The organism is Streptococcus caledonicus (genome assembly GCF_042656225.1).
Lineage (GTDB): Bacteria > Bacillota > Bacilli > Lactobacillales > Streptococcaceae > Streptococcus > Streptococcus caledonicus.
Map to the genome: position 1 here is coordinate 228,906 of NZ_JBHSOJ010000015.1, position 12,357 is coordinate 241,262.

General features: G+C 41.6%; 12 protein-coding genes and 1 pseudogene. 8 read left to right on the forward strand and 5 right to left on the reverse strand.

Features of this window, described 5'->3' with window-relative positions; genetic code table 11:
* Nucleotides 1-44: 44 nt before the first annotated feature.
* The 3 genes from ACFPQ3_RS02965 to polA form a co-directional block, all read right to left on the reverse strand.
* On the reverse strand, nt 45-1,277 hold the full coding sequence (locus tag ACFPQ3_RS02965; protein WP_156806522.1) for an ISL3 family transposase: 1,233 nt from the start codon (nt 1,275-1,277) through the stop codon (nt 45-47).
* 147 nt (nt 1,278-1,424) lie between these two features.
* Entirely contained in the window at nt 1,425-1,853 is a 429-nt protein-coding gene (locus ACFPQ3_RS02970) for a CoA-binding protein (RefSeq protein ID WP_156806523.1), read from the reverse strand.
* A 232-nt stretch (nt 1,854-2,085) separates the two neighbouring features.
* Nucleotides 2,086-4,722 (reverse strand): DNA polymerase I, encoded by a 2,637-nt coding sequence (polA, locus tag ACFPQ3_RS02975; RefSeq protein WP_156806524.1) that lies wholly within the window; start codon nt 4,720-4,722, stop codon nt 2,086-2,088.
* A 92-nt stretch (nt 4,723-4,814) separates the two neighbouring features.
* On the opposite strand from polA, the gene ACFPQ3_RS02980 reads away from it, so the two are divergent.
* From ACFPQ3_RS02980 to ACFPQ3_RS02995, 4 genes and pseudogenes are all read left to right on the forward strand, one after another.
* The gene (locus ACFPQ3_RS02980; protein WP_156806525.1) at nt 4,815-5,588 is read left to right on the forward strand and encodes a TatD family hydrolase; all 774 of its coding nucleotides are present in this window, start codon (nt 4,815-4,817) and stop codon (nt 5,586-5,588) included.
* A gap of 170 nt (nt 5,589-5,758) precedes the next feature.
* The gene (gene rnmV, locus ACFPQ3_RS02985; RefSeq protein WP_156806526.1) at nt 5,759-6,325 is read left to right on the forward strand and encodes a ribonuclease M5; all 567 of its coding nucleotides are present in this window, start codon (nt 5,759-5,761) and stop codon (nt 6,323-6,325) included.
* The gene (locus ACFPQ3_RS02990) at nt 6,322-7,584 is read left to right on the forward strand and encodes a ComEC/Rec2 family competence protein (protein WP_156806527.1); all 1,263 of its coding nucleotides are present in this window, start codon (nt 6,322-6,324) and stop codon (nt 7,582-7,584) included. The genes rnmV and ACFPQ3_RS02990 overlap by 4 nt, the downstream gene beginning before the upstream one ends.
* Nucleotides 7,585-7,609: 25 nt before the next feature.
* Nucleotides 7,610-7,714: pseudogene (locus ACFPQ3_RS02995) on the forward strand (DUF1697 domain-containing protein); the annotation flags it as partial.
* A 179-nt stretch (nt 7,715-7,893) separates the two neighbouring features.
* Here ACFPQ3_RS02995 and ACFPQ3_RS03000 read toward each other — a convergent pair.
* Entirely contained in the window at nt 7,894-7,980 is an 87-nt protein-coding gene (locus tag ACFPQ3_RS03000) for a putative holin-like toxin (RefSeq protein ID WP_220702234.1), read from the reverse strand.
* A 340-nt stretch (nt 7,981-8,320) separates the two neighbouring features.
* Here ACFPQ3_RS03000 and ACFPQ3_RS03005 point away from each other — a divergent pair, with 340 nt between their 5' ends.
* From ACFPQ3_RS03005 to ACFPQ3_RS03015, 3 genes are all read left to right on the forward strand, one after another.
* Nucleotides 8,321-8,455, forward strand: a complete 135-nt coding sequence (locus tag ACFPQ3_RS03005; RefSeq protein ID WP_274379081.1) for a hypothetical protein — start codon at nt 8,321-8,323, stop codon at nt 8,453-8,455.
* Between the two features lie 23 nt (nt 8,456-8,478).
* On the forward strand, nt 8,479-9,351 hold the full coding sequence (gene rsmA, locus ACFPQ3_RS03010; RefSeq protein ID WP_156806528.1) for a 16S rRNA (adenine(1518)-N(6)/adenine(1519)-N(6))-dimethyltransferase RsmA: 873 nt from the start codon (nt 8,479-8,481) through the stop codon (nt 9,349-9,351).
* 156 nt (nt 9,352-9,507) lie between these two features.
* The gene (locus tag ACFPQ3_RS03015; RefSeq protein ID WP_156806529.1) at nt 9,508-10,152 is read left to right on the forward strand and encodes a lipoprotein; all 645 of its coding nucleotides are present in this window, start codon (nt 9,508-9,510) and stop codon (nt 10,150-10,152) included.
* Between the two features lie 61 nt (nt 10,153-10,213).
* Here the strand turns inward: ACFPQ3_RS03015 and ACFPQ3_RS03020 are convergent, their stop codons facing one another.
* The gene (locus ACFPQ3_RS03020) at nt 10,214-11,407 is read right to left on the reverse strand and encodes an MFS transporter (RefSeq protein ID WP_156806530.1); all 1,194 of its coding nucleotides are present in this window, start codon (nt 11,405-11,407) and stop codon (nt 10,214-10,216) included.
* Between the two features lie 89 nt (nt 11,408-11,496).
* On the opposite strand from ACFPQ3_RS03020, the gene ACFPQ3_RS03025 reads away from it, so the two are divergent.
* The gene (locus ACFPQ3_RS03025) at nt 11,497-12,342 is read left to right on the forward strand and encodes a helix-turn-helix domain-containing protein (RefSeq protein WP_156806531.1); all 846 of its coding nucleotides are present in this window, start codon (nt 11,497-11,499) and stop codon (nt 12,340-12,342) included.
* The last annotated feature ends 15 nt before the right edge of the window (nt 12,343-12,357 follow it).

A 12,357-nucleotide genomic window follows, 5' to 3' on the forward strand; every position in this document is an offset into this window, starting at 1 on the left:
TCTTATATATTTGGCTCTTTGTCAACTGTAGTGGGTTGACCAATTTAACACCGAGAGAGGACACGATTTGTCTTCTCTCGTTTTATGTTTATGGCAATGAAAATACGAGTTTTAAAGTTTTCAAAATTTCTGAAGCCAAAAGCATTACGCTTAATGACCTTGATGATGTTGTTGGTTGCTTCAAGCATGGCGTTAGAGTAGGGCAATTCCAAGGCATTGATAACCTTGTCCCTATCCTTCAAAAAGGTTTTCAATACCGTCTGAAAGACAGGATTGGCGTTTGAAATGGTCTCCTCGATCAGTCTAAAAAACTGGTCAGCCTGTTTTTCCTGGAAATGGAAAAGCAGAAGCTGGTAGAGCTCGTAATGTTGCCTTAGCTCTTGGGAATAGCTGAGCAGCTTTGTGACAATTTCCTGATTAGTCAAGTGCATGCGAAAAGTCGGGCGATAGAAGCGTTTATCGCTGAGCTTTAGACTGTCTTGAAGAATCAGTTTCCAGTAACGTTTTAGCGCCCGATACTGGTGCGATTTTCGGTCAAACTGGTTCATGATTTGGACACGCAGTCGGTTCATGGCCCGGCTCATGTGCTGAACGATGTGGAAACGATCAAGGACGATTTTAGCAGATGGAAATAGTTTCTTAGCGATGTCGTAGTATGGGCTGAACATGTCCATGGTGATGATTTTAACACGGTTTCTGACGCTTCTCGGATAGCGCAGAAAGAGGTTGCGGATGGTTGCTTGTGTCCGTCCATCCAGAATAGCGACGACCTTGAGTGAGTCAAAATCCTGCGTGATGAAGCTCATTTTGCCTTTCTTGAAGGAGTATTCGTCCCAGGACATATTCTCAGGCAGCCAAGTCAAGTCAGTCTTGAATTGGAACTCCTTGAGTTTTCGGATGACGGGTGAGGTTGACACCGCTAGATTCTCTGCAATGGTTGTCATGGAGACTTTCTGATTGAGAATGACGGGAATTTGGTGGTTTTTCTTGATCAGTGAAGTTTCAGCGACAGCCATTTTCCCGCAATTAGGACAGCGGAAACGGCGCTTACTTAGACGAATCAGGGTTTTATAGCCAGCGCACTCCAAATAAGGTATTTTGGAGGCTTTCTGGAAGTCATATTTAGCCATCTGAGCTTGGCAGTTGTGGCATTTGGGAGCTTGGTACTCCAGCTTGGCGAGGACATCCTTGTGGGTTCCAGCATCGATGACATCCAAAATCGTAATATTAGGGTCTTTTATTCCGAGTAGGTTTGTGATAAAATCGAATTGTTCCATATGAGTCTTTCTAATGAGTTGTTTTGTCGCTTTTCATTATAGGTCATATGGGACTTTTTCTATACTCAAAAAGACTCCATAATCTCTGCGGGGAATTTACCCACTACAGAAATTATAGAGCCCTAATTAAATAATCTTCAAAGCCTATTAACTTAGCTCTGCGTGGTCTATTTTGATGCAACGGTTCATAACGATGTTGTGGCGTCCTGCTGATCGTAGGAGGATTTCGGCTTCTTGGTTTTCTAAGCCTAATTGTGCCCAGAAGATATCGGCGTCGGTGTCAAGAAAATCTTTGGCAACGTCAGGAAGAAAGTCACTGCGCCTGAAAACGTCTACGATGTTGATGTGGACTGGTACGTCTTGTAGCGATGCGTACGCTCTTTCCCCTAAAACCGTTGAACCTGCTAGTTTAGGGTTGACTGGGATGATGGTATAGCCAGCGTCTTTGAGGTAGGAAGCTACGCGATATGCGGCGGTTTCTTGACGATTAGAAAGGCCAACGATGGCAATGGTTTTGCTCTCCTTGAGGTATTTCTTGATCGTGATGTCGTTTGGATTTTGAAAATGGTAGGTCATGGGTGTCTCCTTTTCTGATAGGTTTTGACATCAGTATATCATATTTTGAACAAATGTTAAGGCGTGAGGTTCACTAGAGAAGGAGAAAATAAAATCGGTAGGCAAATGCCCACCGACTTTAGGAGATTAATATGAAAAAGAAAATTATTTAGGATGTTTACATTATAGAGTATAATTCTTAAGATAACATTAAGATTAGCTATTTTTTTGAAAAAATCTCATTTTTCAAGCATTATTTTGCTTCATACCAAGTTTGTCCGTAGCTGCCATCAACTAATAGGGGAACTGTTATCTTAATAGCGGTTTCCATGGTTTCTTGTACCAATTGTTGCACAGCTTCTAACTCTTCTTGAGGGACTTCAAGAACGATTTCGTCATGTACTTGGAGAAGCATTTGCGCTTTGTAGCCATTTTCAACTAGAGCCTTATCAAGGTTAATCATAGCGATTTTGAGAATATCAGCTGCGCTACCTTGGATTGGTGAGTTGATGGCGGTACGTTCTGCGAAGTTACGGACATTAAAATTACGAGAATTGATATCAGGTAATTCTCGGCGACGTTTGAATAGCGTTTCTACGTAGCCTTTGTCTCTAGCTTCACGGACAACGGTCTCCATGTAATTTTTAATGCCAGGGTAGCGTTCAAAGTAAGTGTCAATATATTCTTTGGCTTTTTTGCGCGTGATGCCTAGATTATTTGACAAGCCGAAGTCTGAAATGCCGTAAACAATGCCAAAGTTAACGGCCTTGGCGTTTCTACGATCATTTGCGGTAACGTCTTCTGGTTTATCAATGCCAAAGACACGCATGGCAGTCGAGGTGTGAATATCAGCTCCTTCTTGGAAGGCTGCAATGAGATGTTCATCACCTGAGATGTGGGCGAGAACACGCAATTCAATCTGTGAGTAGTCTGAGCTTAGGAGCACCGCATTGTTACTAGAAGGAACAAAGGCACGACGAACGAGGCGACCTTGTTCAAGGCGGATAGGAATGTTTTGGAGGTTAGGGTCTGTTGAGGAGAGGCGTCCTGTTTGGGTTAAATCCTGAACGTAGCGGGTGTGAATTTTGCCGTCTGCTAAGATGTAATTGGGCAATCCCAAGAGGTAGGTAGACTGGAGTTTGGTAATTTGGCGGTAATCGAGAATTTTTGCTACAATCGGTGCAATAGGTGCGAGTCGTTCAAGCACATCCACAGCTGTTGAGTACCCAGTTTTTGTCTTCTTGGTCATTTCTACAGGCAGTCCCATTTTCTCAAAGAGAATTTCACCTAGCTGCTTTGGTGAATTGATATTGAATGCCTCACCAGCCATCTCGTAGATATCTTTGGTGAGTCGGTCGATGACCAGCTGATTTTCGATTGCCATTTCGGCAAGGGTTCCACTTTGCACGGTGATACCTGTGATTTCCATTTTAGCAAGGACATTAGCTAGTGGCAATTCCATGTCAAAGAGGAGTTGTGATTGATCGTGCTCGGCTAATTTTTCCAGTATGATTGGTTTAGAGTCTACTAAGACTTTTATTTTTTTGGCTAAATGGCTGAGCAGGGCACCTTTTTCAGGGACGGCACGCTTGGCTCCCTTGCCATAGACCGCTTCATCTGTTTCTAGGGGTAGAGCTGTGTAAAGACGAGCAATGGTTGAGAGTTCATTATCTTCAACAGTTGAGAGTAGATACTTTGCTAGGCGAGCGTCATATTGTGCCGTTGGTAACTCGATACCTAGATGGCTAAGCAGAACTTTACTGCGTTTGAAATCATAGGTATTGATTGATTGAGAAAGGGCATCTTTGAAAACTGGTGTGGTTAATAAATCTAGATTTGTTGACGCATAGACTACTCTGCTATTTCCCCAAGCAAAACCGATGATGTTTTCAATATGGTAATTGTCATTTAAGATTTCAAAGTAGAAGAAGTCTTCGTCGGTAAATAGGTCTTCAGTGATTGCTGTCGGTTCGGTGTAGGAAACCTCGAAGGTTGGTACCTCTTGGCCAGAGAGACTATTTTTGAACTGAATAAAGCCCATCTCGTCGTAGAAATTAGCCAAGGTTTCAATGTTTGGGCCTTGGAAGCGCGTGTCTTCTAAGCTGACAGTAATCGGAGATTGGGTATTGATGGTAGCGAGGGTTTTAGACAGGAAGGCCTGCTCTTTATCGTTGATGAGATTTTCTTTCATCTTAGAAGCTTTCATACCATTGATATTGTCGTAAATGCCTTCTAGGCTACCGTATTCATGAAGGAGTTTAAGACCTGTTTTTTCACCGATTTTAGTGACCCCAGGGATATTATCAGAATTATCTCCCATGAGAGCTTTGAGGTCAATGAATTGGGCAGGAGTGATTCCCATTTTTTCCATGAGGTATGCTGGGGTGAAGGCTTCAAATTCAGTCACCCCTTTTTTAGAAATTTCAACGACGGTATTTTCATCAGCCAGTTGGATTAAATCTTTGTCTCCTGAAACGACAGTAATGTCAAAGGGCTGACTGTCCTGCTCTGCCATTTTTGCCAAAGTACCAATGATATCGTCAGCTTCGTACTGCGCCAGGTCATAAAATGAAATGCCACGTGCTGCCAACATCTCACGGATATAAGGGAACTGCTCACGGAACTCCTCAGGCGTTTTGGCACGACCAGACTTGTAGTCGGCGAACATTTCCGTACGGAAGGTGGTTTTACCAGCATCGAAGGCCACAAGGATGTGGGTTGGCTGCACACGCTCAAGCAGATGATCTAGCATGAGGTGGAAGCCGTAGATAGCGTTGGTGTGAAGACCGCTGGCATTTTTGAAACGGTCAATCTGATTATAGAGGGCAAAAAAGGCTCTGAAGGCTACAGAAGACCCGTCAATAAGTAATAAATGATTCTTGTTTTCCATAGGAATATTATAGCATAACTTGGGCGAGTTGCCTTGGGATTTGGTGTGGGATATAACTAGTTTGTTGCCCCTAATTTTGCTATAATAAGGATATGAACATTTTCGATACGCATACCCACTTGAACGTGGATAATTTTACAGAGACCGTAGCAGAGGAATTGGCTCTAGCTAAAGAAATGGGCGTGACGGTTCACAACGTGGTTGGTTTTGACCGTAAGACCATTGACCGTGCCATTGAACTGGCAGAGGCCCATCAAGAGATTTACCTGACACTTGGTTGGCACCCGACAGAGGCAGGTTCTTACGATAACGAAGTGGAGGGCTACCTCCTTGAAAAGCTCAAACACCCTAAAGTGATTGCCCTTGGTGAGATTGGGCTTGATTATTACTGGATGGAGGATCCAAAAGAGGTTCAGATTGCGGTTTTCAAACGCCAGATTGAGCTCGCTAAACAGCTGGATTTGCCCATCGTGATTCACACGCGTGATGCTCTAGAAGACACCTATGCTGTCTTAGCGGAGGTTGGTGTAGGGCCGCGTGGTGGCATCATGCATTCTTTCTCTGGCTCTTTGGAAATGGCAGAGCGTTTTATGGCGCTTGGCATGATGATTTCATTTTCAGGAGTAGTAACCTTTAAAAAAGCTACTGATATCCAGGAAGCAGCGCAGCAATTGCCCCTAGACAAAATTCTCGTAGAGACGGATGCACCATATCTAGCGCCAGTCCCAAAACGGGGCAAGGAAAACAAAACCGCCTACACCCGCTACGTTGTCGAGAAAATCGCTGAATTACGTGATATGACCGTAGAAGAAGTCGCAGCAGCAACAACAGCAAATGCTAAGAAGCTATTTAGATTAGAGGATTAATGAAAGCGACGTATGTCGCTCAATCCGATAGTTTCCGCTGTGATGAAAGTAACAGCATATTATGCTGTTACAGGGGATTTTTGAGACGATAGGCTCAAAAATAAGTCATGGAACGCCAATGGCGGTCGCTGACGTCCCCATCACTTAAGGAAACTGTAAAAAAATAAAAAATTATGGAAAAACTAAAAATACAAGAAGTCATCGTCGTCGAAGGCAAGGACGACACTGCCAATCTCCGCCGATTTTATGAGGTGGATACCTATGAAACACGAGGATCTGCTATTACAGATGAGGATCTGGAGCGGATTGAACGCCTCCATGAGCTCCGTGGCGTGATTGTCTTTACTGACCCAGACTATAACGGTGAGCGCATTCGCCGTATCATCATGGATGCCATTCCAACTGTTCGCCATGCCTTTCTGAATCGTGATGAGGCAGCTCCGAAGTCCAAGACTAAGGGACGCTCACTCGGTGTGGAGCATGCGAGCTTTGCCGATTTGCAAAAAGCCCTAGCAACCGTCACCCAGCATTTTGATGACGATAATCAATTCGACATCACCAAATCTGACCTCATGCGCCTTGGTCTCCTTATGGGAGGGGATAGCCGCAAACGCCGTGAGTACCTTGGTGAAAAACTAAGAATCGGCTATAGCAATGGCAAACAACTCCTCAAACGGTTGGAATTGTTTGGCATCACCTTGGCAGAAGTTGAGGAAGTGATGGGGGAGTATAAATGAAAATAGAAGTTGATGAATCAAGGTATTCTGAATGTGGCAATATAAAAAGAAAAAATGATGAAATATTTAGTTTTTCAAAAGTCAATGTCTATTGTGAAAAAGTTTTTAGACTTCATGGAGAGCAAAGAGACTCATTCATTTTTGATTTTCAAGATGATTCAAGTGTCAATCAATTAAAACGAATTTTAGGTATTGATTCTAAAGTGGAATCATCTATGATTTTTGTAAAAAATATAATGTTAAAAAAAAGAAAAGGATTTGAGTCAGGAAGCTGGTACAGTTTACCAATTAATTTTTTTACAACTAACTTCGAATTTATTTTGATTGAGGACGATGATGCTTTCTTTGGAGAATTTAACTATCTTGGAGAAGATGAGATTGATGTCTCTAGTTTTTTAATTCGGATTCCAGATATGCTTATAGATAGTGTTGGTTTTGATAATGAAGAATTAATTCAAAAAGAAGAATCATTGTTTTCTTTGGAAGTTTGTAAACTAAATATTGTAGTTAAAAATGTAGGAGTTGGAAATTGGAATGAAATTCGTTATGGAGATAGAGTAATTGCAGTATATGATTTTGGTGTAGGTAGCCCGCTATCTTCAAAAAGTTCAGTTTCTAGAATAATCAATTCTTCAAATATTATTCAGTCATCAAGTAAATTTATTGGCTTTATAAGTCATTTTGATTTGGACCATTATAAAGGACTGCTAAATAAAAATTTTCCACTATCGAATATTCTGGTTTTATATTTCCCAGATAATATTCCACAAACAAATACTTTAAAAAAATTATTTTCAAAATTACAGAAAAACGGTATTCCATTGAAAAAGATTGCTCGACCGGCTAAACAAAGTAGAAATGTATCTTTGCATAGAATAGGAATATTGGGATGTTTAGATATCTATTGTTCGGACAGTCTTGCTAAAAGTAGAAACAACAGTGGACTAGTTTTGGTTATTAATGGAGCAGTAAAGGTTGGTTTTTTAACCGGAGATCATAGTTACCATACTTTGGAACAACTTGTTTCTTTGTACCAAAAACAAAAGGTCTTTGTTTTACCTCATCATCTTGGTCGTGCAGGGAATTTTAATAGTGGACACTGGTCTGCACTTTTAAAAAAGAATGATATAACTATTGCTTCCACAAGGAGCGGTATATACAGAAATTTACCAATAAATAGTAGGCATGATTTTTTTCAATTACATACTAATTTTAAGTGTACAGAATGTTTGAATTCAGATATTGTTGAGTATCTGTAAATGCAGAGTGGAATGCATTAAGATAGAGATTGAGAAGAAAAAACTAAATACGAACTTTTTAGAGAAGAAGCTGGGCATTGTAGCGACCATGAGAAAGTTAAGTGTGGTGACTCATTTGAGTGAGATGTAAGGCTACTGCGAAACTGATAGGATTTGACAAAGACGGTTAATTATCATATACTGAAAATAGAAAAGGAGCTGAGCGCCAACTCAACTCCCCTCTGTAGGACCGTTTTAAAGACGGGACGGATGAAGAACAGTAAAAACCGCTACTTCGGTGTCAAAGTTGTGAAGAGCGGTTTTACTGTTTTATTTTTTCTTACTAATATAAGTCAATAAACCAAGTAAAAGAATGCCAGAGTTTATCATCAGCGATAACGCCTCATAAACTGACATGATGGTCACCTTTCCAAGGAGCAAGTGTCATAGGTACCACCTCCTAAAATAGATTTCAGAAGATGGAAAGCCGTGCTTTCTCTATTTCCTACCTCAAATAGTCACTCCCCTAACTATTTGAGCTTGCAGAACTTCCCTACACTTTAATATTCGTGAAAATGTCTAAAATTAAATGGAATGGGTGAAATTGGTACCTGTATTTGTGCTACAATAAGTAAGAATGGTATTATCTTGGTAGAGAAGCGAAAGAAACTACAAGGAATATGTTAACTTTAGTTAACTGTAAAATGAAAATGTCAGTCGTGCCTTCTTGGGTAGAGATTTTGATGGAAATGTTGGTTTGCATATTAGAGATAGTAAAGGTCAGACTCGTATTAAAATGGTTGTTGATAAGGAAGACCAAACAGTTATTCAATTTTTGAATAAAGAAGGCAAAGTTACTTTTTCCCTTAATCCTGATGATTTGATAAATTAAAAAGAATTTAGAGAAGAGATGTTATGAGAATTGCAGATTATAGCGTGACCAAGGCTGTCCTTGAGCGTCACGGGTTTACATTTAAAAAGTCGTTTGGTCAAAACTTTTTGACGGACACGAATATTTTACAGAAGATTGTTGATACGGCTGAGATTGACAAAAACGTCAATGTTATTGAGATTGGGCCTGGTATTGGAGCTTTGACGGAGTTTTTGGCAGAGAATGCTGCTGAGGTCATGGCTTTTGAGATTGATGACCGTCTCATTCCGATTTTGGCAGATACCTTGCGTGATTTTGATAATGTGCAAGTGGTTAATCAGGATATTTTGAAGGCAGATTTGCAGACGCAGATTCAGAATTTCAAGAATCCTGACCTGCCAATCAAGGTGGTCGCAAATCTTCCTTACTATATCACGACGCCGATTTTGATGCACTTGATTGAGAGCAAGATTCCTTTCCAAGAGTTTGTGGTCATGATGCAAAAAGAGGTGGCGGACCGCATTTCAGCGGAGCCAAACACCAAGGCATACGGCAGCTTGTCCATTGCGGTGCAGTATTACATGACGGCGAAAGTGGCCTTTATCGTGCCTCGCACGGTCTTTGTGCCAGCACCTAATGTGGATAGCGCCATCCTCAAAATGGTGCGCCGTGACCAGCCTTTAGTGGAGGTTCAAGACGAGGATTTCCTTTTTGATGTGTCCAAAGCCAGCTTTGTGCACCGTCGGAAAACCCTGTGGAACAACTTGACTAACCGCTTTGGCAAGTCTGAAGATGTCAAACTAAAACTCGAGCAGGCTTTGGAAATGGCAGAGCTGACACCAAGTGTCCGAGGCGAAGCCTTGACCATCGCAGACTTTGCCAAACTTGCAGACGCATTGAGAGAACAAGGGTTGTAAGAACAGTCAATATTTCAAAAAATGATTGAAGGATTAGCTAGCGATACTAATCCTTTTTGTCAGGAAGAAGACCTGTGCCTTCTTTTTCAGGATATCATTTGCAGCTTCCCTTTCTTTTTGTTACTATAGAAGAAAAGGCTTTCAAGGAGAGTTGTCATGAAAAAATCCCTCTATCTTTTAGGAGCGTTGCTTCTGTTAACCGCTTGTAGCAGTAAAACTAATCTAGAACCGAAACATGCATCTTATGATGACCTAGTGAGTCAGTATGAAAAGGCTGCTAAGGCTGATGCTTTTAACGAGAAAGATTATCCACTTGTGGATAAACAAATTGTCGACCTAATCAACCGCTTCTCTGGTGGTGAGGCAGATGTTTCCCATAAGACAATTGATTTAGATAAGGATGGAACAGATGAACTCCTGCTTGGTACCAAGGTTCAGGCTAGTACTGAGACCTTAACCCTCTATCTCGGTGCCTTTAGAGACCAAGATGGGAAACTGGTTGATTTGCTTAAAGACGTTAGGGTTGCGGATGCCGATCTTTTTTTCCAGTTCTATGATAATAACCGATTGGTTGTGGATAAAGCAACTGAGGGTGAAGTGGCAACCATTGTCTATGAATTGACAGATAAAGGGTACCAAGAGTTGCTGTATCAAGGTGTTGATGTGTCAGGTGACTTGACCGACGATGGGCAACTCGTCACGAAAGACCGTGAGGGTAACGCTTATGCTTCCTTCGAAGAGCAAGAAAACAAGCTCAAGGAAGTATTGGGGCATGACCGGACGGAGCAAATTATTGAGTAATGAAATAGATAAAACAGTAGTGGGATGGCTGTCTCACTACTGTTTTACGATATGAAAGTGGCTAAGAACGATGAGGTTCAGAGAGCCGTGGTGTCTTGCAGCAACAGTAAAGCAGTACTAGGCTGAATATCCCTCCGCTAATCAGAAAGGCGGTTTGGTAGGAAAAAGTGTCCATGAGAAAACCGAGTGCTGGATAAAGCAGTAGGGATAGCCCACCAACGAGGCTGCTATAAACTGATAAAATGGTTGAGCGGACAGTATTGTCACTGTTATGGTTAATGGCAGAGCTGATATATGGGAAAGCTAGGTCTATCAAGAGATTCGCTAGGATGAAGCCCAAAACCATTAGGACGGCTTGGTGCCCAGAAAAGAGAAGGACAGCGGTAGTAAAAATGGCTGTTACAATGCCAAAAAAGAGTCGAGGTGATAGTTGGTCGAAATATCGAGCAAGGTAGGCGCCTAAGATGCCACAAAAAGTTACCCCACCGATAATACTGGCAATCACACGTTCAGAGAGTCCTTGGCTTGCCAAGGCACCTTGTCCAAAAGTGACAAGGGCATTGACATAGACTTCAATAACTGTCATTGCAAGAATGAGCAAGCAGATGAGCTGGTGATTTTTAAGGGTGTGAAGGGTTAGGTGGATTTGAGAACTGACCGTCATAGAAGGTTTAGCCGATTTTGGTTTTGTCGAGATAGGAGACTTAAACTTCGACATTGCTATCCCTGATAGGGTGTAACAAAGCGCCTGCAAGGCAAAAACATGAGCATAAATCTGCTGAAATAGGCTACCGCCAAAAGCAGTTGCACAGGCAAGGACAATCAATGCTATTGTTTGGAGATTGCTCATGAGACGAAGATAGGACTTATCATGTTGGCGAGAGGTCACGTCTTCAAAGAGCAGCGCTTGGTCAGCACCGCTAGCAAGCACACTGGCAAGGGCATCTAGCATAAATAGTAATGCCAATACCATAAGCCTATTGTTAGATGGACTATAAGCAGTCAGCCAGAGTCCGAATGATGAGATGGCATTTAAAGATGCCCCTAAAGCAAGGATGATTTTCTTGTCAAAACGGTCAGCAATCAGTCCAGCAGGTATCTCAGCTAGCATGCGCGTGAGGTTATATAGGGATTGCAGAAAGCCAAATTCAAGGGCAGTTACACCTAAACTGAGGCTATAAAGCATGAGAACCCCTCGACCGAATCGACCATTCATAAAGATGGTATAGAGGTAAAAAATAGAAAGATTAGACATGAATTTCCTCTTTTGATAGATTTCTAGTTGGTTTCATGCTATCATGTTTTTAAGCAAGCGTTACATTTTTTGTATAAGAGGGAAAAATAATGTTTGGAAAAATCGTCCGTCAGTTAAGACGGGATAAAGGAGTAACCTTGGAAGCGTTATCAGATGGCATATTGTCGACTTCACAATTGTCACGATTTGAGCGTGATGAATCTGAGGTAACGATTAGTATCTTTCATCAGCTCTTGCAGCGCTTAGGATTAGACTATGACGAATTGATGGCTTTCTCATCGGAGACCTCGCTGACAAAGCGTCAGCAATTTTTCCGAAAAATGGACCAGCTCTATCATCACCATAAGTTAGAGGCGCTAATTGCTTTACGAGAGGAGATTGAGGAAGCAAAGGAAGTTGATGCTTATTTTTTAACTATGTATCGTTGTGTCTTGGCATCTTTGGAGCCATCGCTTGGCCCCTCTAAGGATACGATTGAAGCTTTGTCAGACTATCTTTTTGGTTTGGATTACTGGGGACAATACGAAATCACGCTTCTGGGAAACTGTGTTGATCAACTTGGTTATGATACGGTTTTTCTTTTGACTAAGGAATTGCTGGCTAAAAAAGCGACTTACCAATCTTTAGATAGAAATCGCCGTTTGGCTATTCAGCTATCCTTAAACGTCATGAGACGGTCAACAGACATGGGACGATTTGACGAAGCGACGTATTTGTCGGGGAAAATAGCACAGCTACTATGCTATGAGGATGAGTTTTATGAGAAAATAATTTATCGTTATGAAGAAAGTTACTTGTTGTATCAACTGAAAAAAGGAGATAAGCAAGGTATGACAGAAGCCTTAGCGGTGTTACAGATTTTATCGCCAAAAAGTTTATATCCAGTCTATTTAGCGCACTTTAATGAAATCATAACGAAAAAACAAACCCTGTGAATACCTCTGAGGTAG